The 21197-nt window shown below is 70.6% G+C and carries 17 protein-coding genes and 1 tRNA gene; 6 read left to right on the top strand and 12 right to left on the bottom strand.

Annotated features, from left to right (window positions below; translation table 11 throughout):
• Window positions 1–239: 239 nt before the first annotated feature.
• Window positions 240–1358, bottom strand: a complete 1119-nt coding sequence (locus G011_RS0112995; protein ID WP_231391438.1) for a hypothetical protein — start codon at window positions 1356–1358, stop codon at window positions 240–242.
• A 414-nt stretch (window positions 1359–1772) separates the two neighbouring features.
• Here G011_RS0112995 and G011_RS31100 point away from each other — a divergent pair, with 414 nt between their 5' ends.
• Window positions 1773–2039, top strand: a complete 267-nt coding sequence (locus tag G011_RS31100; protein WP_196808509.1) for a helix-turn-helix domain-containing protein — start codon at window positions 1773–1775, stop codon at window positions 2037–2039.
• A gap of 36 nt (window positions 2040–2075) precedes the next feature.
• Window positions 2076–3488 carry a site-specific integrase gene (locus tag G011_RS0112990; protein WP_231391437.1) on the top strand — a complete coding sequence of 471 codons (1413 nt, stop codon included), beginning with the start codon at window positions 2076–2078 and terminating at the stop codon, window positions 3486–3488.
• Window positions 3489–3732: 244 nt separating this feature from the next.
• Here G011_RS0112990 and G011_RS0112985 read toward each other — a convergent pair.
• Window positions 3733–3821, bottom strand: a tRNA-Ser gene (locus G011_RS0112985).
• A gap of 137 nt (window positions 3822–3958) precedes the next feature.
• Complete coding sequence (locus tag G011_RS0112980; protein WP_019608831.1) at window positions 3959–4486, bottom strand: SigE family RNA polymerase sigma factor; 528 nt, start codon at window positions 4484–4486, stop codon at window positions 3959–3961.
• Window positions 4487–5015: 529 nt separating this feature from the next.
• Here G011_RS0112980 and G011_RS0112975 point away from each other — a divergent pair.
• A complete protein-coding gene (locus tag G011_RS0112975; protein ID WP_036552661.1) occupies window positions 5016–5987 on the top strand; it encodes a hypothetical protein in 972 nt (323 codons plus the stop codon).
• A gap of 3 nt (window positions 5988–5990) precedes the next feature.
• Window positions 5991–7139: a MauE/DoxX family redox-associated membrane protein gene (locus G011_RS0112970; RefSeq protein WP_019608829.1), complete on the top strand. Its 1149-nt coding sequence runs from the start codon at window positions 5991–5993 to the stop codon at window positions 7137–7139.
• 124 nt (window positions 7140–7263) lie between these two features.
• On the opposite strand, the gene G011_RS0112965 is transcribed toward G011_RS0112970, so the two are convergent.
• Window positions 7264–7947 (bottom strand): hypothetical protein, encoded by a 684-nt coding sequence (locus G011_RS0112965; protein WP_019608828.1) that lies wholly within the window; start codon window positions 7945–7947, stop codon window positions 7264–7266.
• 213 nt (window positions 7948–8160) lie between these two features.
• Between G011_RS0112965 and hisC the strand changes: the two genes are divergently transcribed.
• Both hisC and G011_RS0112955 read left to right on the top strand, forming a co-directional pair.
• Window positions 8161–9240 carry a histidinol-phosphate transaminase gene (gene hisC / locus G011_RS0112960; protein ID WP_026338262.1) on the top strand — a complete coding sequence of 360 codons (1080 nt, stop codon included), beginning with the start codon at window positions 8161–8163 and terminating at the stop codon, window positions 9238–9240.
• Window positions 9241–9295: 55 nt separating this feature from the next.
• Entirely contained in the window at window positions 9296–10291 is a 996-nt protein-coding gene (locus G011_RS0112955; RefSeq protein WP_155979756.1) for a DNA-binding protein, read from the top strand.
• A gap of 252 nt (window positions 10292–10543) precedes the next feature.
• On the opposite strand, the gene G011_RS0112950 is transcribed toward G011_RS0112955, so the two are convergent.
• The 8 genes from G011_RS0112950 to fbaA form a co-directional block, all read right to left on the bottom strand.
• Window positions 10544–11149: a hypothetical protein gene (locus G011_RS0112950; protein WP_019608825.1), complete on the bottom strand. Its 606-nt coding sequence runs from the start codon at window positions 11147–11149 to the stop codon at window positions 10544–10546.
• Window positions 11150–11768: 619 nt separating this feature from the next.
• Window positions 11769–13034: a hypothetical protein gene (locus tag G011_RS0112945; protein WP_013155632.1), complete on the bottom strand. Its 1266-nt coding sequence runs from the start codon at window positions 13032–13034 to the stop codon at window positions 11769–11771.
• A gap of 251 nt (window positions 13035–13285) precedes the next feature.
• Window positions 13286–14581, bottom strand: coding sequence for a UDP-N-acetylglucosamine 1-carboxyvinyltransferase (gene murA, locus G011_RS0112940; protein WP_013155631.1), 1296 nt, complete (start codon window positions 14579–14581; stop codon window positions 13286–13288).
• 376 nt (window positions 14582–14957) lie between these two features.
• On the bottom strand, window positions 14958–15863 hold the full coding sequence (locus G011_RS0112935) for a phosphoribosylaminoimidazolesuccinocarboxamide synthase (protein WP_013155630.1): 906 nt from the start codon (window positions 15861–15863) through the stop codon (window positions 14958–14960).
• A 175-nt stretch (window positions 15864–16038) separates the two neighbouring features.
• Complete coding sequence (gene purD / locus G011_RS0112930; protein ID WP_019608823.1) at window positions 16039–17289, bottom strand: phosphoribosylamine--glycine ligase; 1251 nt, start codon at window positions 17287–17289, stop codon at window positions 16039–16041.
• Window positions 17290–17333: 44 nt separating this feature from the next.
• Window positions 17334–18617, bottom strand: coding sequence for an adenylosuccinate synthase (locus G011_RS0112925; RefSeq protein ID WP_013155628.1), 1284 nt, complete (start codon window positions 18615–18617; stop codon window positions 17334–17336).
• 249 nt (window positions 18618–18866) lie between these two features.
• The gene (locus G011_RS0112920; RefSeq protein ID WP_013155627.1) at window positions 18867–19283 is read right to left on the bottom strand and encodes a DUF3151 domain-containing protein; all 417 of its coding nucleotides are present in this window, start codon (window positions 19281–19283) and stop codon (window positions 18867–18869) included.
• Between the two features lie 862 nt (window positions 19284–20145).
• Window positions 20146–21168, bottom strand: coding sequence for a class II fructose-bisphosphate aldolase (gene fbaA, locus G011_RS0112910; RefSeq protein ID WP_019608820.1), 1023 nt, complete (start codon window positions 21166–21168; stop codon window positions 20146–20148).
• Window positions 21169–21197: the final 29 nt, after the last annotated feature.

Here is a 21197-nt window from a genome sequence, read left to right as displayed (position 1 = left end):
GTGCACTCAGAGGCCGTGAGCGTTGAATCGGTGAAGAAGAGCAACCGACACCTTCATTTCATGTCCTCGTGTTGACCGCAGCGGCCGGATCACCCCTCCCTGACCCAACGAAGCTCGGCGATAGAAGAAACGGATCTGGCGACGTGGCAGGTCGGCCCGGTAGCCCCTACCGATGTCCCGAACAGCCCGCACAGGCGCCCACGCGAGCAGGACGAGGCCTCTAGCCTCCGCACCTGGGCTCACGCGGCCAGGACACCAGGGCCCGGAATGGCTCCACCCGCTGCGCTCTGGTCTCTACGGCGTTGGGCGAACTGCTCTCGGAGCTTGACCAGCTCCAAAGCGCCTGTAGGACCCAAACCGGCCAGGATACGGCCGCCAGGACGGTAGATCTCCTGCGGCGGCTCCTCAGAGAAGACCGTCTTATCCGCCTCCGCCGCCGAACCAGTGCAGGACGCAGGTATCCGTGGCAACGGGGCAAGACCTTCAGACACACCGGATGCCGCTTGGCCCGCAAAGGGCTCCAGACCCACGGTGTCCCACGGGGCCTCGCCGAGCAGATCCACCGCTTCAGCGCTGGGCTGCACTTCGGGGACGGATGAGGGCTTGTAGCCCGTGCCAGGTGTGCCTGTGCGCTGCTCAGACTCAACGGGCATGAAGCGCTCGTGCAACGTGCCGTCCTGCGCCGCGTTTTGCAGGGACTTGACCACGTAGGCGATGGGGTGCCGCACGGACCGATGGCGCATGATCTGGCTGACGCACCGAGCAGCCCATGCGGGAGACACCACACAGCCGGTATGCGCGGCCAGCTCCTCGATCACAGCCGCGATCACCGGATCGGTCTCCCCCTGCGCCTGAGCACTGCCCGCAGAACGGCGCGTCGTGGAGCCGTCGACTGTTTTCTCGATGATGAGTGATGGATTGATCTTCGCAGCAGAAAACCTGGACGAGACTCCGACACCGCCTTGATCTGCGATAACAGCACCCTGCGGGAAGGTCGGCAACTCGCTCTGGTCCGGCTCCTGCTCCGCCAACATCGTCAGCAACTCGGCACGACGTTCCCACACCTGCATAGGCACCGTGGCTTGATACGTACTCGGCTGGGCTCCCTGGGATCGGTAGCCACCCCGCTGTACACAGGTGAGCCAACCATCCGCCTGTGCCGACCCCAGATGATCACTGACTGTTGAGCGTGAACGGGCGGTGACGAGCATGAGCCGACTCAACGCGTGGCGCACAGAGCCTGAGTCCGACATCAACAAGGCGAGCTTGTCGAGAGAGGCCTGCACGGTCCGGGGTAGCCCTGAGGCGCAGGTGATGAGTCGAGTCCACAGGTTCGGGTCGACTGCCACACGATCCATGGTTCTCCTAAGCGGTAGCGAACAGCAGCGGCCAGCAACGAGCAGCTGCGGTGTCACCTCGCCGATCTCCGAACAGGGGAGGAGAAGGCAACAACGAACTGAGACTATAAGGTACTTAGTGTGCTATGGTCTCGACCATGTTCTCACCCACCCCGGGCCACCATGAACCACGCCGGTCCAGGTACGGGCCACCCTGGTCCAGATCTGGACCAACACCGCTCCGCGCGGACCATTCCGGTCCACCGCTGGTTCCACCCCGAGCTCCTTGAGAGCCACCGCGTACCAGCACGCTCCTCGCGGGAACTGTGGGCTCGCACCTCACCCGCGTCGTCGACTGTCACAAGCTGGCGGCAAAACACCTTGTACTCCTTGACGGCCCACCCCGGACCAGGACGTGACCACAAGGAGATAAAGGTGACCGGCAGAACCCCTGAGGACAACACCAGCGCCGAAGATCTCATCTCGCAAGGAACATCTCTACGAACACTGGTGAACCAGGGAATCGAACTCCCGGACACTCTGTCTTTCACTGCAGCGCGTATCGCGCTCGGCCTTGGGAGAAACAAAGCCTACGAAGCGGCAAGGAACGGAGAATTTCCCTGCCCAGTAATCCGCATCGGGCGCTCCTGGAGAGTCCCAACGGCGCAACTCGCACGAACCTTGGGTTTGAAAGACATCTGACCTTAGGCATTTGCAAAGAAAGCGATCGGTAAGACCATGCGAAACCAAGACAGCCCCATCAGAAAGCTCTGCTGGTGCAGGGACAAGGAAACCGGCCGACCCTATCCCGTGGGCGCCTGTCCCAAGCTCAAGTCCAAGAAGCACGGAGCCTACTGGTTCCGTCTCCTGGCTCCTTCTGTCGACGGGACCAAGCGCCGCCAGCCTCGCTACGGACCTTACCCCACCCTGCAGGATGCCAGGGCCGCGCTCGCCAAGGAAACCAAGCGGCTGGCAGCCGGGGGAAGCCTGCTCGACAAGAACCTTCTCTACAAGGATTTCCTCGACAAGTGGTTGGAAGAGAAAAGGCACCTCAAGACCTTGGATGACTATGAGGAGATCGTCAAGCTCTACGCCAAGCCCGGCCTCGGTCACTTGAAGGTGGCAGATCTCCGTGCCGCGCACTTCAACGAGCTAATTGCGGAAATGCGAAAGATTAATAGGCCGAGCGATGAAAGGGAAAGCGAAATGATGGTCCGCCTGATGGCGGCAAGGGCCAACCGCGAGCGCAAGCCAGGGAAGGAAGTCCGTAAACACTCGACGAGGCCTCTCAGTCTCTCCAGGGTGCACAAGGTGATCGCTGTGCTTCGTTCCAGCATGACCTATGCCGTTCAGCTCGAAGCTCTCGAAAAAAACCCTGCCGAAAATCTCCCTCTTCCCAAGGCCAGGAAGAGAAAGCCCCTACTGTGGACCGACGGCCGAGTCGCCAAGTGGCGAGCCACCAGACGAAAACCCGCCAAGGTCATGGTCTGGACTCCCCAGCAGACTGGCCAGTTCCTGGACCTCATCGAGGGCCACCGCCTCTACCCCCTGCTCCACCTCGTCATGCTCACAGGCCTGCGCAGGTCAGAGGTAGTAGGTCTGTCCTGGTTCGAGGTCAACCTCGACGAAGGCTGGATGATGATCCGCGAGGCCATCACCGCCCCCGAACCAGAAGAAGAGCTCGAAGAGTGGGATGACGCAGAACTCGACCGCCTCGGCACCAAGAGCGAAGCTGGAGAGCGCTACGTCAGCCTCAGCCAGGACAGCATCGCCGTTCTGAGGTCATGGAAGCGCACGCAGAACATGGAGCGCCTTCAGGCGGGAGAGGCCTGGCACGACACCGGACTGGTCTTCACCAAGCCCAACGGACGACAACTGCACCCCCAGACGCTCGCGAATACTTTCCTGCGTCTCATCGAGCACCACGACTTCCCCCCGGTGACTTTTCACGGTCTCCGGCACGGCGCGGCCACAGCCCAACTGGCAGCAGGAACCGCCCCTAAGGTGATCAGCCAAACCCTGGGCCACTCCCGGACCGCCTTCACCATGGACACCTACGTCCACGTCACGCCCGAAGTGCAAAAAGATGCGGCTGAAGCCACCGCGGCCATCGTGCCCCGGAATGCGACGAAACGTGGGTCGGCTGGGTGAGAACGCAGGCTCTCTGGGGAGACGGAAGGCAGTCACTCTGCGTGTCCATCGCCGCGCGTGCCACGTGCGTGCCATAGATCACACTGATCTGCTACAAAAACAGCCCCACTGGGGGGCTTGGGGGTACCTGTGTCGGGGTGTCCGGAAGGGGCTGTTTGCCAACTTTGCACCAACTTGACCCCGAACATGAAGAAACCTGGGGCTTCTCTCACCTCCGTGATGCGAGAAGCCCCAGGTCAGAGCGCGGAGGATCGGGGATTTGAACCCCGGATGGGCGTAAACCCAAACCGCATTAGCAGTGCGGCGCCATAGACCTGACTAGGCGAATCCTCCTGGCTGGGACAAGCCTACAGACACCACGGACGGTTGCGCAAAACGAAGGCCCCGCCGTGCCCCCGTGACCGGTGGAGGCGGTGCCGGGAAGGGCGCCGCACTGCTGATGCGGTCTGGGGCCGGGCGGGTCCACGGGGTCAGCCGACGGTGCGCTCGATGATGAGGTCGGCGTCCAGGCGCAGCTTGTCCACGGCGCGGGACAGCGTGCTCTTCACCGTGCCGAGCGTCACCCCCATCCGCTCGGCGATCTGCGCCTCGGTGAGATCGTCGTAGTAGCGCAGCACCACCGTGGTCCGCTGCCGGTCGGGCAGGCGGTCGATGGCGCGCTCCACCACGTCCGCGAGGTCGCTGCGCCAGGTGGGGTCGTCCACGCGCTGCTCGGGGATCTCGTCGGTCGGGTAGACGTCCAGCCGGTTGCGCCGCCACTCGGAGATCTGCGTGTTCACCATGGCCCTGCGCACGTACCCGTCGCGCGCCTTCGGGTTGGTGATCCGGTCCCAGGCGAGGAAGGTCTTGACCAGCGCCGCCTGGAGCAGGTCCTCGGCGTCGGCGTGGCTGCCCGTCAGCGACCGGGCCATCCGGAGCAGGACCGGTCCGCGTTCGGCCACGTAGTGGCTGAACTCGTCGTACCGGGGCGTCCGGGTCGTCCCTGTCACGCCGACCACCGACCTTCACGGGCGCTGCGTGGGCTTTCGTCGTGTTCCTCCCTTCTAACTCTCACACAGCCAACGCAAACATCCAGGCACGTGTGTCCCACGCGCCGACAAACGGACCGCCGGAAAACCGCAGGTGGCCGGCCTGCTTCCGTGTCCGAACACCGGCCCCGGCGAGTCGCGGCGCCGACGGCCGACAAGCCCGCGGCACGGGCCGGTTCCGCTCGCCGGGCCTCGCCGCGCGGACCGGTCCCGCTGGCGGGGGAAAGAGGGGCCGACCGAACGGGAACCCCTGTGTTTTGGGGGATCTTGTGGGTGTTTATGAATCTTTCTAGATTTATGGGTTCTATGCGTAGCTTTATAACGACAGGCTGTGGTGGGGCGATCCCGAGTCGCCCGATGTGCGAAGCCCGGTGTGCGCGGAATCCGCTCTCTGGTTCCATGGGGTGCCCCACGCGTCGTTCGGGGCCGCGGCACCGAGAACATGTCTGGACAACGGGGACGAAGCGACGAGTCGTACTGGTGAGGGGGCTCAGTCGAGATGTCAGTGACCACCGAGATCGGACGGGACCGCAGAAGGTTCACAGCCGCGGTGCTCGGCGCCGCGAGCGCACCCGAACCCACGCCGCTCGGGCACCGCGTCGCGCGCGGCGTGGTCGTCAGCGCCAACGCCCGCATCCTCTGCCTGGCCGTGCCGGGCGGCGAGGAGCACTTCATGTACGACCGCTCCACCGTGTTCTGGCGGGGCGGGGAGGTCGGCCCGGGCGAACTCCGCCCCGGTGACGACGCCGTGGTGCTGCGCGTACCCGGCGGCCACCCCATCGCCGCACGCGTGTGGGCCCAGGCCGCCCGCGCCACCGGTGTCATCGTCAGCCGCGACGGCGACACCCTGGAGATCGACCCCGGGCACGGGCGTCCGCGCCAGACCGTCGTCCTGCCCTACCGGACCTCGGGCCGGATCTCCGTCCGCCACCCGCGGCTGGAACCCGGCTACGTCTTCGACGCCGTCGGAGTCTGGGAGGAGGGGGCCGTACGGGCCGTGCGCCCCGCCACGACCCAGCCGCCCTACCCGCTCGGCGCCACACCGCACCGGCCGCCCACGCGTCGGCGCGCCACCACGCTGAGCGGCGTCGCCACCTGGTACGACCCGGCGTGGGGCCGCTCCTCCCACGTGGACCCGCGCGCCCACGTCGACGGGATCGCCTACCCGGCGCTCGACCCCGTCGGCCACGACGGGCCCTGCGACCGGCGCACCTCCTGCGTCCCGCTTCCGCTGCTGTCCACCGGGGCGACCCTGAGCCTGCGCAACGACTGCACGCACGAGTCCGCGGCGCTTCCCGTGGTCGACTGCGCCGCGGCAGACAGCTGGCTGTGCGACCTGTGCTCCTCCTGCGGAGGCCAGAGCGCGGGACGGCTGGCCTCCCTCACCATGACCGGCTTCGTCGCCCTCGGCGGGCGGCTGGAGGACGGCTGCTTCAACGCGACCGTCACCGTCCACGACGGGGAGGGATGACCGATGCTCCCGGAGATCGTCGAGGCGGCCCGCGAGGTGCAGCTACCGCTCCTGGCGGTGCTGCTCCTGGCCGGAGCCGTCGCCAAGACCACCAGTCGGGCGGCCGCCACGGGCCTGGCCGTCCTGGCGCCCGAGCGGCTGCGCCGGGCGTCCACGGTCGGCACCGGCCTGCTGGAGGCCGCGCTGGCGCTCGGCCTGCTCGGACTGACCGGCCTGTTGGGCGATGCGGTGCGGGCGCTGACCGCGGTCGTGTTCGCCGTCTCGGTCGTGGTCCTGCTGGTGATCCGCAGACGCGACCCCGAGGCGGGTTGCGGCTGCTTCGGCGGGCTGAGCCAGGCGCCGATCGGCTGGCGGACCCTGGCCCGGGCCGGACTGCTGTCGGCCGCCGCGCTGGCCACGCTCGGCCTGGAACCCGCGGGCTGGGAGGTGGTCGCCTCGCCGACCCCGCTGCACGCCGGGGTCCTGGGCGCCGAACTGCTGCTCCTGGCCCTGCTGAGCCCCGAACTGCGCACCTCGGCCGCGCGCACCCTGCACGAGGAGCCCTGCGCACTGCGCGAGGTTCCGCTGCGCCGCACCGTGCGGACCCTGCGCCGCAGCGACGTGTGGCGCGTCAACGAACCGGTGATGCTCGGGACCGAACCCGAGGACGTGTGGCGCCAGGGCTGCTGGAGGTTCCTGCGCTACGACGGCGTACGGCACGGCCGCCGGGTCGACGTGGTGTACGCGGTCAGGGCCGGGGGCAGGCGCGGCACCGCGGTGCGCGCGGCCCTGGTCGACCGCGAGAGCGGAGCGGTGGTGGCCTCCTTCGGCGCGGTCACCCGTATCGAGCTGACCGGCCCGCCGCGCAAGCTCCTCCACCCGGGGGAGGCGGCCAGGCGGGACGCGTGGCGGCACGACGAGGCCAGGGCCGAGCTGAGCCTTCGGACCGCCCGGGAACGCTCCGCCGTGTGGGACCTCGTCGCGGACGGATCCGACGAGAGCGCTCGGGACGAAGGCGTTCGGGAGGGCGAAGTCCAAGGCGAACGCGTTCCGGGACAGCGCGGTCCGAGCGGGCGCGAGGAGGTCGGCCGGGACACGGCGGAGCAGGGCGCCGCGGAGCAGGGCACCGGCGGGACGGACCGGGGCGGGCGCGAACCGACCCCGGCCGGATGAGGGCACGCCGACGGGCCCCGGCCTCCGGGGCCCGTCGGCGGTGCCGCCGCGAACCCGGTCCGGACGTGACCCCGGCTCCTGCTTGGCGCCCGGTTTGGATCCGGGCCGGGAGCCGGACCGGGGGTCAGCGGTCGGTCTCCGGCCCGAGCATCTGCCGCTGCCGCTCCACGGCGGCCTCGCTGAACTCCACGAGCATCGTCTCGTAGTCCTCCAGCTCACCGTCTCCGAGGACGGACGTGCTGCCGACGAGGTCGCCGTTGCGGTACATGAGGCTGACCATGCGGCTCCTGTCCTCCCCGGACTCCACCTCGACGGCGAAGGCCCGCGACTCGTCACCGATCCGCGGCACGTCCTCCAGGTCTCTGACGCTGTACTCGGACGAGGTGCCGTCCTCGTAGGTGGCGGTGTACTCGTCGCAGCTCCGCGGCGGCGTGGCGGACAGCGCCTCCACCGCCGTGGCCTCGTCCAGCCGCACCAGCATGTGCGTGACCGCGCCCTCGGGCCACTCGTAGGCCGACACGGAGGCGGGGGAGTCGCGCACCCCGTCCAGGGCGGCCCACTGGTTGGCGGCGTCCAGGCACTCGGGCTCGTCGAGTTCGGCGGCGGCCCGCACCTGCTCGCTGTAGCGCACTGTGGCAAGCTCGGAGTAGGTGCCGCGCTCGCTGCTCTCGGACACGAAGGTGGCGTCGCGGACGTGCAGGGGCTGCGCCTCGTGCAGTGCCTCCGCGGCCTCGGCGCCGGGGTCGGCGGGCTGTTCGGCGGCGCCGCCACCGCACGCGCTCAGCAGGACCGCGACGGGCACGGCCACAGGAAGGGCCAATGACCGGACGAGTCCTCGCCTCTCGCGCGGCCCGGAGAGCTGACCAGCGTCGATCCGTGCCGAGTTCGGGGGGCAAGGACGCAAGTGCATGGTGATATCTCCTCGTTTGTGCGATATTTCCGCTGGGAGCGGTGACCGACCCGGACGCGATGTCGCTGAGCGTGTCGCGGGGTTAGCACAAAGTATTGAGGAAGGACAACGGTGTCGGAGTCGAAATCGCCATATCTGCGGTCGGTGCTGGAGAGCATCCCGCCCTACAAGCCGGGCAGGAAGGTCGTCGGTCCCGACGGGCGTTCGGTCAAGCTGTCCTCCAACGAGAGCCCCTACGGGCCGCTCCCGTCGGTGCGTGAGGCCATCGCCGTGGCCGCGGCCGAACTCAACCGCTACCCGGACCCGGGCGCCGCCGAGCTCACCTCCGCGCTCGCCCGCCGCCTCGACGTCCCCGAGGAGCACCTCGCCCTGGGCGCCGGTTCGGTGGGCCTGCTCCAGCAGCTGCTCGAAGCCGTCGGCGAGCCCGGCGCCGAGGTCGTCTACGCCTGGCGCTCCTTCGAGGCCTACCCGCTGCTCGCCGAACTGGCGGGGGTCACCTCGGTGCGGGTCCCGCTCCGGGACGAGTCGCACGACCTCGACGCGATCGCCGACGCGGTCACCGAGAACACCCGCATGGTGCTCGTGTGCAACCCCAACAACCCCACCGGCACCACCGTGCGCGAGGAGGAGCTGGTCGCCTTCCTGGACCGGATCCCCGAGAGCGTCCTGGTGGTCCTGGACGAGGCCTACCGCGAGTACGTGCGCGACCCGCGGGTGCCCGACGGCGTCTCCCTGTACCGCGACCGGCCCAACGTCGCCGTGCTGCGCACCTTCTCCAAGGCCTACGGGCTCGCCGCCGTACGCCTGGGCTTCCTCGTGGGACACCCCCCGGTGACCGCCGCGGTCCGCAAGACCCTCGTCCCGTTCGCGGTGAACCACCTCGCCCAGGCCGCCGGGATCGCCTCCCTGGCCGCCGAGGGGGAGCTGCTGGAGCGCGTGGCCGCCACCGTCGGGGAGCGCGGGCGGGTGCGCGACGCGCTCATCGCGTCCGGGTGGACGGTTCCGCCGACCGAGGCCAACTTCGTGTGGCTGCGGGTGGACGAGGACACGCTCGACTTCGCCGAGGCGTGCGCGCGTGAGGGCGTCTCCGTGCGCCCGTTCGCGGGGGAGGGCGCCCGGGTGAGCCTGGGCACCCCCGAGGAGAACGACGCGTTCCTGGCCGTGGCCACCTCCTACGGCAAGCGCCGTTAGCCCGACGGCGCCGGTCCCCCGCACGGTCCACAGGGGCGGTGCGGGGAACCGGGTGGTGACTCCTGCGGGTTCTGAGACGGTCGGGCTTGCAGAGGCGCTGGAACTCCGGGCGTCGCCGGAGCGGGCAGCCGAGGCGGTCCGCTCGGTCAGTGCGCGCGTCGTCGCCCTGGACACCCGGTACGGCGCCCGCGACACCGTGGACGCCGCGGCGCGCGCCGCGGCCCGCGCCCGAGGGGCGGTCCGCACGCGTCTGCCCGACTCGGCGGACGTGCTCGCCGCGACCGCCGAACTGCACCAGGTCACCGGCTGGGTGGCCTTCGACGCCGAGCGCCAGCGCCTGTCCCGGCGGATGACCCTGACGGCGCTGGACGCCGCGCACGCGGCGGGCGACCTCTCCATGGAGTACTTCGCGCTCAGCCAGCTGGCGATGCAGGACGTCCACCTGTGGCGGCCGACCGAGGCCCGGCGGGTGTGCGAGGCGGCGCTGGCGGCGGGAACGGCGGGGAGCGTGCGCACCCTGTTCACCCTGAGGCTGGCGCGTGCCGTGGCCCAGGAGGGCGAGCGAACCCGGGCACGGAAGCTGCTCGGGGAGACCCTCAGCCGTTACCTGGAGGGGCCGCGCCGGGGCGATCCGGCATGGACGTGGTGGCTGACCGAGGCGGAGATCACCTGGCACCTGGCCATGGTCAGCGCCGACGCCGGTGAGCCGGGCACGGCCGCCGAGTCCTTCGCCCGGACGGTGGAACTGATCCGGGCGGACGGACGGTCCGCGGGAGCGGAGGAGGCGGACGGGGGCGGCCGGTTCGTGTTCCACGCCGCGGTGAGCCTGCTGTGGGCGCTGGCCCGCGCCCGGTCGTGGGGGGAGGCGGAGGCCGTGCTGGTGAGCGACGTGCTGCCCCGGCTGGGGGAGGTGTCGTCGGTGCGCTGTGAGCGGCTGCTCGCCGAGGTGGTCCGGCGGCTCGACACGGCGCGGGGCCGCCCCTCCCTGCGGGACACCGCGCGGTGGTGCGCGGAACGGTCCGGCGTGCGGGTTCCGGAGGCCCCGGTGTAGGTCCTCGGGGCCCTGCCGCCGCGCGGCCGCAGGTTGTCCACAGGCTGTGGACGAGGATGCGCGTCCTCCCGGCCGCGGTCCGGGGGGCGGTCGGCGGGGTCCGCGAGGCGCTCGGCCCGCGGGCGGCCCGGGAGCCGCGCGGCGTCCGGCCGGAGGGTGCCGGTGGCCCGTGCGGCCGACCGCGGCGGGCTCGGGGTTCACCGGTCGGCGGGGTTCGGGATTCACCGGTCCGCGGTGCTCGGGGCCCGGGGCTCACCAGCCCGTGGCGGCCACGACCCGGGCGGCGACCTCCTCGACGGTGCGGCCGTCCGTCGCCACGCGCACGGTCCCCGCGGGCGCCTCGGCGTCCAGGCGCACGGCCGCCCTCAGGCTGCGTTCGACGTGGGGGAGCAGCTGTGATCCGGTCTCGCGCACCGCCAGACGTGCGCGCACGGTGGCCTCGCTCGCGGTGAGCAGGATCCGGGTCACCCCGATGTCCCCGCCGCCCATGGCGCGGCGGAGCATGTCCTCCTCCAGCACGCTGACGGTGTTGGTGTAGACGAGGCGGCGGTGGCCGAGGGCCGCGTAGTTGGCCCAGACCGCCGCGACGTTGCGTTCGGTGATCCCGCCCCGGTGGGGGTCGCCGGGCGGGGCCGGGTGCACCTGGTCCATGTAGTCGCCCTCCAGGACGCAGTGGGCGGTTCCGCGCCGCTGGAGGATGACGGAGACCTCCCAGCCGACCGTGGTCTTGCCGGTCCCCGAGCCGCCGCCGATGAGGAGGAGGCGTTGGCGCCCGGTCCCGGCGTCGCCGCTGCCGTCGCTGCTGTCGTTACCGCTTCCGCTGTCGGGAGCGCTGCCGCCGCCTTCGTGGTCGTCCATGCGCGCAAGCCTGTCAGGCGGGCGGTCGCGAGTCACCGGAATTATCCACAGCCTGTGGACGGCGGCTGGTGGAGGCAGGCGGGGCGGGGTTAGCCTCGATTCGGGGGCGCTGCGGTCCGCCGTGGCCGCAGTGCGGCGCCCCCGTGTTCCAGGATCCCAGCGCGCCCGTCCGGCGGACAACCGGCTTCCACAGCCTGTGGACAACCGCGCACCACCGCCCGGCCGGTCCGCACCGTCCCCCCGCGCACGCCGAACCGGCCTCCGCTACTCACCCACGCCGACCCGCGCACGCCGAACCGGCCTCCACGGTGCGCGCACGCCGACCCGCGCACGCCGAACCGGCCTCCACGGTCCGCGCACGCCGCCTCACGCATGCCCAGCCGGCCTTCGCCGCTCGGACCCGCTCGCCCACGGACGCTGGAGCGGCCTCCAGGGGACGCCGAACCGGCCGCCCCGCTCACGCCGAACCGCCGCCCGCCGACCCGCGCACGCTCACGCGCCGCTCACACGGCCACACAGCCGCGCACACGGACGGGGGCGCCCCCTGGGTCGGGAGCACCCCCGTCCGACGCTTCCACGCGTCTCACAGGCGCTCGTGCGGCTCGGCACCGGCCGTCGGCTACTTGCCCGCGGCGTCCTTGTCGAGCTTCTCCACGATCAGCCGGTACAGCTGGCGGGGACGGCCCGGCTGGAGGGTCCGGTTGGGCGGCAGCGGCCACGCCAGCCCCTCCTCCACCAGGGTCCGCAGCAGCCGACGCGCGGTCCGGGAGGTGACACCGAGCATCCGCCCGGCGTTCTCCGCGTCGACCACCAGCGGTCCGTCCTCCTCGGCGATCTTCTCCGAAAGCCGAATCAGCGTCTCGCGTCCCTTGGTCCGCAGCGGTTCGGAGGACTGCCGCGCGGGCGCGCGCTGGGCGGGCACCAGGGAACGGCCCTCGCGGTCCACCGCGAAGCTCTGCCGCGACGCCTGGGCGCGGTTCAGCGCGGCCCGGGCGTGGGCCTCGGCGTCCTGGGTGGTCCGCCCCATGCCGATGCCGACCTCGATCGCGATCCCCAGCTCCGCCTTGATCCGCTCCACGAACGGCGGCTGCCGGAAACCCTCGGTCGCGGTCACGAGCGATCCGCGAGTCGCGGTCACCATGAACGAATGGTCGTCCAACCGGTGAGCCGTGGCGTTGATCCGGTGGGCCTCCTGGAGCAGCAGCCGGTGCAGGGACAGCCGCAGCTCCTCCCGCCAGTACCGGGGCGTCGAACGCCGTGTCGAGTCCCGCAGGGTGGGCACGTCCACCACCACGACGCCCAGCTGGGCCTCCTCCAGGCGGTGGTGCGCCCCCAGCAGACCCGCGGTCTGCAGGGCGCTGCGCACACCCGCGTTGGTGGGCCGCAGCCGGACCACCGGCACGCCGATGGCCTCCAGGCGCTCGGCGACCCCGCGCACGCAGGTGATGGCCATCTTGGTGGCCTTGCGGCGCCACAGCCCCTCGTGGAAGGACGTGAGCTGCGCGGTGTTGGTGAGCTCCTCGTGCACGTGGATCCCGTCCACGGGCAGGTCGACCTCGGAGTAGGCCTCCACCACGTCGGCGCGGCTGAGCACGTCCAGACTGGCTCTGGTCGGGTCGTAGCGCTCGTCCAGGGTCGCCCGGAGCAGGGCCTCGTGCAGGCTCGCCCCGCCGAGGGGCACGAAGGTGGCGGGCATCGTCAGCACACCGGCCTTGCGCGCGAACTCGTAGGGGACAGGGCTGGCGAACAGGTACGCGTCGATCGCCGAACCCAGCCTGACGACCTTGTCCGTCGCCTCTTGCTCATCTCGGTACGCGGCGGCGATGAGTCTGGCGTTGAGGGGCCCCGTGGACCCCGGACCCATGAGCATGACCCGTTCGACCACCTCATGGGGTCCTATGACGCCGATCGTCAAATCGCCAGTACGCTGGGCACTCACCTCGGGTTGCTCCCCGCTACCATTCCACGCTCTTCACTATGTGCGCCCACTGGTTTCCCGACCCGATCTCTGTCACGGCATGATTGCCGAGATCGTACCCATTGTGCGGGGCCAAAGAAGATCGTTTTCCATATCAACGCCGAAAGCCCGGGTGGGAGGCGGGCTCCCACCCCGGCTTGAACTGCGCTTTCGGCTCCCTACGAGACGACGACGCGCTCCACGTCAGCGCCTAGCGCAGCGAGCCGGGTCGCGAACTGAGCGTGACCGCGGTCCACCAGATAGCCGGGCGCCACGATTGTCTCACCTTCGGCGACCAGTCCGGCGAGGACCAGGGCCGCACCGGTGCGCAGGTCGTGGGCGATGACCTCGGTGCCGCGCAGGTTGGTGGTGCCGTGCACGATCGCGCGGGTGCCCTCCACCTCGATCTTGGCGCCCATCTTGGTGAGCTCGTCGGCCAGGGCGAACCGGCCGTCGTAGATGGCCTCGTGGATGTAGCTCTCACCCTCGGCCAGGGTGGCCAGGGCCATCAGCGGGGACTGGAGGTCGGTGGCGAAGCCCGGGAACGGCGAGGTCACGGCGTTGATCGGCCGCAGCGGCACCGACGGGTCCCGGTGGACGTGCAGGACGGCGCCCTCCTGGGAGAAGCCCACGCCCATCTGCTCCATCTTCCAGCGGGCCACGCCCAGGTGGTCCAGCTGGGCGCCCACGAGGCTGACCTCACCGCCGGTGGCGGCGACGGTCATCGCGAACACGCCCGCGTCGATGCGGTCGGACATGATGGTGTGCTCGACCGCGGTGAGTTCCTTGACACCCTCGACGGTGATGAAGCCCGTGCCGCCGCCGCTGATCTTGGCGCCCATGGCGCTCAGGAAGTCGATGACGTCGATGACCTCGGGCTCCAGGGCCGCGTGCTCGATCACGGTGGTGCCCGGGGCCAGGACCGCGGCCATGATGAGGTTCTCGGTGCCCGTGTGGGACGGAGTGTCCAGGTACAGGCGGCCGCCGCGGAGGTTGCTGGCCTCGACGTTGATGTGGTTGCGCTCGGGGTCCTCGGTGACCTCGGCGCCCAGGCGCGCGAAGCCCCGGTAGTGGAAGTCCAGGTTGCGGCTGCCCAGGTTGCATCCGCCGACGCCCTCGATGCGGGCGCGGCCGGTGCGGTGCATCAGCGCCGGAACGAAGAGCACGGAGCCGCGGAAACGGGCCGCGATCTCGGCGGGCAGGACGGCCCGCTCGGGGTCGTTGAGGTTGGACGCGTCGATGACGACGGTGCGCTCGGCCTCGTGGAACTCGACCTTGGCACCCACGTGCTCGGCGAGCTCCAGAGCTCGGTAGACGTCCTCGATGACCGGAACATTCCGCAGCACCGTACGGCCCCTGGCCGCGAGGAGGGCGGCCCCGATCATCGGCAGGACGGCGTTCTTCGCGCCTTGGATGAACGCCGTTCCACTGAGGGGGCGTCCGCCGCGGACGCGGTAACGAACCTCCTGGCCCATGCTCATGTGCTCCTTTGTGAGGCAGATGTGGAAAAAAGGTCACCCTCGTCGGGCTTCGCCTGTGTGCGTATGAGACGCGGGTTTCCCCTGGAACGTTGCGACATCATGCGTGTGACCTGCGCGGCCAGTGAACCGGTGTTCGCGAGAACTCTATAGCACCCGTTCGCATGTACCGGTCCAGGACGTGGTATACCCGCAGATCGGGGGATGGAGTCCCGCCAAACGGCCAAAGAGGTATTCCGCCAACGGGAAAGACCGGGGATGCCGTGCGTATGGTTGTTCGCCCGCCTCCGGTGACCCGCACAACGTCACCACCATACGTGCTCCTGGACGCGAATCAGCGGTCGCGTGCGTCGAATCACTCCCGCGCGGTGCCTCACAGAGCGGGCTTCGTCCCGGTCAGACGCTCGTAGATCTCCACGTAACGGTCAAGAGTGCGCTGCACCACGTGTTCGGGCAGTTCCGGCGGCGGCGTCTCCGAGGCGCGGTCCCATCCGGACTCCGGCGAGCGCAGCCAGTCCCGCAGGACCTGCTTGTCGAAGGAGGTCTGCGGCCCGCCCGGCGCCCACGTGTCGGCGGGCCAGTAGCGGGAGGAGTCGGGGGTGAACACCTCGTCGGCCAGCACCAGCTCCCCCGAAGCGTCGCGCCCGTACTCGAACTTGGTGTCGGCGAGGATGATGCCGCGCTCCCGCGCCAGCTCCCGGCCGCGCCCGTACACGCGCAGGGTGAGGTCGCGCAGCTCGGCGGCCAGCCCGGCCCCGTGCGCGGCGGCGACGGCCTCGAAGGAGACGTTCTCGTCGTGGTCGCCCACCTCGGCCTTGGTCGCCGGGGTGAAGATCGGCTCGGGCAGCTCGGAGCCGTCGACCAGCCCGTCGGGCAGCGCGATCCCGCACACGGTGCCGTCCGCCCGGTACTCCTCCAGGCCGGAACCGGTCAGGTAGCCGCGCGCCACGCACTCCACCGGCACCATGTCCAGCCTGCGGCACACCAGGGTCCTCCCCGCCCAGTCGGCGGGGGCTCCCTCCGGAAGGACGTCGGACACGACGTGGTTGGGCACCAGGCCGCCCAACTGATCGAACCACCACAGGGACAGCTGGGTGAGCAGCCGCCCCTTGCCGGGGATCTCGGTGGGCAGCACCCAGTCGTAGGCCGACACGCGGTCGCTGGCGACCATCACCAGCGACCCGTCGGCCGCGGCGTACAGCTCGCGCACCTTGCCGGTGTGCAGGTGGGTGAGCCCCTCGACCCGGACGGGTTCGGGCCTGACGACGAAACCGCTCATGGCTTCCCCTCTCCTACGCACCGGCGGCCGAGCGGCGCCGGGCGGGTTGTCCACAGGTTCGGGAAGGGGCTGTGGAACGTGCCCCGGTCCGTGATGGACTTGGAAAGGGGGCCTCGAACCCCCTCCCCATCGGGGTGCCCTGGGCACGCCCGCCCACAGGCGTGCCCGCACCCCGCTACAGTTCGGCCGCGGCGCGCTCGGCGATGTCGGTGCGGTGGAACGAGCCGCGCAGCTCGATGCGCGCCACGGCCTCGTAGGCCCGCTCGCGCGCCTGGCGCAGGTCGATCCCGGTGCCGACCACGTTGAGCACCCGGCCTCCGCTCGCCTTGACGCCGCCCGAGCCCTCCCAGTCGGTGCCCGCGTGCAGCACGTACGCGCCCTCCAGCGCGTTGGCCTGGTCCAGGCCGCCGATGACGTCGCCCTTGACCGGGTCGCCCGGGTAGTTCTCGGCGGCGACCACCACGGTGACCGCGGCGCCCGACTTCCACTGGAGGGAGCCGACGCCCCCCAGGCCGCCGGTGTCGGTGGCCTGGAGGACGGCGCCGATCGGGGTGGCCAGCCTGTCCAGGACCACCTGGGTCTCCGGGTCGCCGAACCGGGCGTTGAACTCCACCACGCGCGGTCCCCGCGACGTGAGCGCCAGCCCCACGTACAGCAGGCCCTGGTAGCGCTTGCCGCGCCGGTTCATCTCCACCAGGGTCGGCCGCACGACCGACTCCATCACCTCGTCCACCAGGCCCGCCGGAGCCCACGGCAGCGGCGCGTACGCGCCCATGCCGCCCGTGTTGGGGCCCTGGTCGCCGTCGTAGGCGCGCTTGAAGTCCTGGGCGGGCAGCAGCGGCAGGGCGTGCAGCCCGTCGCTCAGCACGAAGAGGGACACCTCGGGGCCGTCGAGGAACTCCTCGATGACCACGCGGCCGCACTCCCGGGCGTGCTGCTCGGCGAGGGCGCGGTCCTCGGTCACCACGACGCCCTTGCCCGCGGCCAGGCCGTCGTTCTTGACCACGTAGGGCGTGCCGAACTCGTCGAGGGCCTCGGACACCTGGCTGGCGGTCCTGCACACCCGCGCCTTGGCGGTGGGCACCCCGGCGGCCTCCATGACCTCCTTGGCGAAGGCCTTGGAGCCCTCCAGGCGGGCGGCCTCCTGGTCGGGGCCGAACACCGGGATGCCCCGGTCGCGCAGGGCGTCCGCCACACCGGAGACCAGCGGGGCCTCCGGTCCGATGACGACCAGCTCGGCGCGGATGCGCGCGGCCAGCTCGGTGACGGCCAGGCCGTCGGTCACGTTGAGCACGTGGTTCTCGGCCAGCTCCGAGATGCCGGGGTTGCCCGGGGCGCTGTGGATGCTGGTGACACCCGGGTCCAGGGACAGGGCGCGGACCAGAGCGTGCTCGCGGCCTCCGCCGCCGAGAACGAGGGCTTTCACTACTGGGGGCCTCTTCGTGTTGAAGGCGGACAGACGGGGGGGGGTCAGACCAGGGAGCGCAGTTGGAGCGTCTCGTCGCGGCCGGGTCCGACACCGATGGCGGAGATCGGGGCCCCCGCCATCTCCTCAAGGGTACGCACGTAGGCCTGCGCGTTCTTGGGAAGTTCGTCGAACGTCCGGACGCCGGTGATGTCCTCGGACCAGCCGTCGAGGTACTCGTAGACGGGCTTCGCGTGGTGGAAGTCGGTCTGGGTCATCGGGATCTCGTCGTGACGGACGCCGTCGACCTCGTAGGCCACGCACACGGGGATGCGCTCCAGGCCGGTGAGCACGTCGAGCTTGGTGAGGAAGAAGTCCGTGACGCCGTTGATCCGCGTGGCGTAGCGCGCGATGGGCGCGTCGAACCAGCCGCAGCGGCGGTTGCGGCCGGTGGTGACGCCGTACTCGCCGCCCTGGGTGCGCAGCCACTCGCCCTGCTCGTCGAGCAGCTCGGTGGGGAAGGGGCCCGAGCCCACGCGGGTGGTGTAGGCCTTGAGGATGCCCACGACCTTGGTGATGCGGGTGGGGCCGATGCCGGACCCGGCCGCCGCGCCGCCCGAGGTGGGGGAGGAGGACGTCACGAACGGGTAGGTGCCGTGGTCGATGTCCAGCAGGGTGCCCTGCGAGCCCTCCAGGTACACCGTCTTGCCCTCGTCGAGCGCCTTGTTGAGGATCAGGGAGGTGTCGGCGACGTAGGGGCGCAGCTGCTCGGCGTAGCCCAGGTACTCCTCGATGATCGGTTCGGCCTCCAGGCCGCGCCGGTTGTACACCTTGGTGAGCAGCTGGTTCTTGTCGTGCAGGGCCAGCTCGATCTTCTTGCGCAGGATCTTGGGGTCGAACATGTCCTGGACGCGCACGCCCTGGCGGGAGACCTTGTCGGCGTAGGTCGGGCCGATGCCGCGCCCGGTGGTGCCGATCTTGCCCTTGCCGAGGAAGCGCTCGCTGACCTTGTCCAGTGCCCGGTGGTAGGGCATGATCAGGTGCGCGTTCGCCGAGATGAGCAGGCGGGACGTGTCCACGCCGCGCTCGTTGAGGCCGCGCAGCTCCTCCAGCAGCACGCCCGGGTCGATGACGACGCCGTTGGCGATGACCGGCACCACGTTCGGGGACAGGATGCCCGAGGGCAGCAGGTGCAGGGCGTACTTCTGGTCGCCGATGACCACGGTGTGCCCGGCGTTGTTCCCGCCCTGGTAGCGCACCACGTAGTCCACGCGGTCGCCGACAAGGTCGGTCGCCTTGCCCTTGCCCTCGTCGCCCCACTGGGCACCCACGAGCGTGATCGCCGGCATTGGTCTCTACCTCTTCGCTCGACACCTGACCCGGGGCTTTCCGGCCCCGAACACGGAAAACCCCTGGCGCAAGGCTGCGACAGGGGCCGTTGCGTATTGAGGGTACACGACCAGGGCATCCGGGTTAAGTGGGGCACTGGGGCACGTGCGACACACGGGCCCCGCCGGCCCCAGGGTCTCCGAGCCGTGGGCGGGCCGTCCGGAACCCGTACGGATCCCGGACGGCCCGACGCTCGGCAGGCGGGCGTGTCAGCCGTTGAGCGCCTTGTCGGCCTCGGCGCTGGACTCGCGCAGGAAGGTGGCGCAGCGCTCGGCCTCGTCGGTGTCGCCGATCTCCGCCGAAGCCCTGCCCAGGGCGTGCAGCGCCCGCAGGAAGCCCTGGTTGGGCTCGTGCTCCCAGGGGATCGGGCCGTGGCCCTTCCACCCCGAGCGGCGCAGCTGGTCCAGGCCGCGGTGGTAGCCGGTCCGGGCGTAGGCGTAGGCGGTCACCGGCTGGCCGTCGGCCAGGGCCAGCTCGGCCAGCCGCGCCCACGCGGCCGAGTACTCCGGGAAGCGCCCGGCGACCGGCGTGGGGTCGTCGGCGGAGGCGAGGGCCTCGCGGGCCTCGGGGTTGTCGGCCAGGCGCGTCTCGGGCGGCTCGTTGAGCAGGTTCTGGTGCAGGTTCATGGCCCCATCCTGCCACCGGACGCCCGGGTCCGCCGGAGGGTTCCGCGTCACCTCCGCGGTGCTTCCGTCGCTCCGCCGCCTCCGCGCGCTTTCGTCGCCCCCGCCCCTCCAGGTGATCCCCGCGCTCCGGTCCCCGCTGTGCCCTGACGCGTCCCACCCGGGCACGGCCCCTCCCAGCGCTCCCCGTCACTCCTCCGCCGCCTCCGCGCGCCGGTGGACGCGCGGCGTGCGCCCCCGCGTCACCGCGTGCGCCCCCGGGGCCGCCGGGGGCGAGACCGCCAGCGCGCCCGCGGACACCGGCGGGGCCGAGAGGCGCGGGATCCGCGTGTTTCGGTCAGCGTCGACTGACCCGCCCGGAGGACAGTTCGTTGCCGCTGGAACCGCGGGCCCCGGTGAAATAGGCGCCGTTGCCGTCGCGGGTTCCGCCGGCGCGCGGACAGCCGTTTCCGAAACCGTTGCGCCCGGCCTCGGCCACCGCCTCGTCGGGCCAGGCGGGGGGTGTGCGAGGACCTGGACGGTGAGGGTCACCGCGCCGCCGCGTCCGGTGCGCGGACCGTGGCCGTGGACGGAGTTCCCGGAGGCGGTGGGCGCGCTGGCGCCGAGCACGCACGCTGACGAGGACGGGGCCGCCGCGACCCCGCTCCCGGTCTCCCCTTCGCGAAACGGGGATGTGGATAACTGGAAAACGGTGTTCCGGGTATTTCGGGATGGTTTGTTGTGCGAAGCGGGGGAGGTCGGGAAAACGCGCTCTCCGGGGGAGCGCGGTGTCCGGCCGCGCGCACGGCTCCCGGAAAACACGGTGCCCGGCGGCCGAGGCCGCCGGGCACCGTACGCGGACCGCCGAACCGTTGGCGGGCCGCGACTACTTCATCTTGTTGCCCGCGGACTTCAGGTGCTGGGCGGCCTCCACCACGCGGGCGGCCATGCCGGCCTCGGCCGCCTTGCCGTAGGCGCGGGGGTCGTAGGCCTTCTTGTTGCCGATCTCGCCGTCGATCTTCAGCACACCGTCGTAGTTCTTCATGATGTGGTCGACCACGGGGCGGGTGTAGGCGTACTGCGTGTCGGTGTCGACGTTCATCTTCACCACGCCGTACTCGATGGCCTCGTGGATCTCCTCCATGGTGGAGCCGGAGCCGCCGTGGAAGACGAAGTCGAACGCCTTGGCCCGGCCGTACTTCTCGGCGACGGCCTCCTGGGCCTTCTTGAGCACCTCCGGGCGCAGCTTGACGAAGCCCGGCTTGTAGGAGCCGTGCACGTTGCCGAAGGTCAGGGCCGTCAGGTAGTAGCCCTTCTCGCCCAGGCCCAGCACCTCGGCGGTGCGCAGGGCGTCGTTCGGCGTGGTGTAGAGCTTCTCGTTGATCTCGCCGACGATGCCGTCCTCCTCGCCGCCGACGACGCCCACCTCGATCTCCAGGATCGTCCGCGCGGCCTTGGAGGCGGCCAGCAGCTCCTCGGCGATCTGGAGGTTCTCCTCCAGCTCGACCGCCGAGCCGTCCCACATGTGGGACTGGAACAGCGGCTCCTGGCCCTTGGCCACGCGCTCCTTGGAGATCTCCAGCAGCGGGCGGACGAAGCCGTCGAGCTTGTTCTTGGGGCAGTGGTCGGTGTGGAGGGCGATGTTCACCGAGTACTTCTCGGCCACGACGCGGGCGAACTCGGCGAAGGCGACCGAGCCGGTGACCATGTCCTTGACCGTGGCGCCGGACAGGAACTCCGCGCCACCGGTGGAAATCTGGACGATGCCGTCGCTTTCGGCCTCGGCGAAGCCGCGCAGGGCGGCGTGCAGCGTCTGGCTGGAGGTCACGTTGATGGCCGGGTAGGCGAAGCCCTCGGACTTCGCGCGGCTCAGCATCTCGGTGTAGACCTCGGGGCTGGCGATGGGCATGCTTGACTCTCCCTGGATTCGGCCTGGAG

Origin of the sequence: Nocardiopsis sp. CNS-639, from assembly GCF_000381685.1 — a bacterium.
Lineage (GTDB): Bacteria > Actinomycetota > Actinomycetes > Streptosporangiales > Streptosporangiaceae > Nocardiopsis > Nocardiopsis dassonvillei.
The sequence above is the reverse complement of the archived record's forward strand: the minus strand, read 5'-3'. Positions and strand labels throughout refer to the sequence as shown.

What these genes read in the sequence shown, in the direction of transcription:
- G011_RS0112920 (WP_013155627.1), bottom strand. Translation starts at nt 19,283, where the DNA reads ATGAACCTGCACCAGAACCTGCTCAACGAGCCGCCCGAGACGCGCCTG.
- G011_RS0112975 (WP_036552661.1), top strand. Translation starts at nt 5,016, where the DNA reads ATGTCAGTGACCACCGAGATCGGACGGGACCGCAGAAGGTTCACAGCC.
- G011_RS0112970 (WP_019608829.1), top strand. Translation starts at nt 5,991, where the DNA reads ATGCTCCCGGAGATCGTCGAGGCGGCCCGCGAGGTGCAGCTACCGCTC.
- G011_RS0112990 (WP_231391437.1), top strand. Translation starts at nt 2,076, where the DNA reads ATGCGAAACCAAGACAGCCCCATCAGAAAGCTCTGCTGGTGCAGGGAC.
- fbaA (WP_019608820.1), bottom strand. Translation starts at nt 21,168, where the DNA reads ATGCCCATCGCCAGCCCCGAGGTCTACACCGAGATGCTGAGCCGCGCG.
- G011_RS0112950 (WP_019608825.1), bottom strand. Translation starts at nt 11,149, where the DNA reads ATGGACGACCACGAAGGCGGCGGCAGCGCTCCCGACAGCGGAAGCGGT.
- G011_RS0112995 (WP_231391438.1), bottom strand. Translation starts at nt 1,358, where the DNA reads ATGGATCGTGTGGCAGTCGACCCGAACCTGTGGACTCGACTCATCACC.
- G011_RS0112935 (WP_013155630.1), bottom strand. Translation starts at nt 15,863, where the DNA reads ATGAGCGGTTTCGTCGTCAGGCCCGAACCCGTCCGGGTCGAGGGGCTC.
- G011_RS0112925 (WP_013155628.1), bottom strand. Translation starts at nt 18,617, where the DNA reads ATGCCGGCGATCACGCTCGTGGGTGCCCAGTGGGGCGACGAGGGCAAG.
- murA (WP_013155631.1), bottom strand. Translation starts at nt 14,581, where the DNA reads ATGGGCCAGGAGGTTCGTTACCGCGTCCGCGGCGGACGCCCCCTCAGT.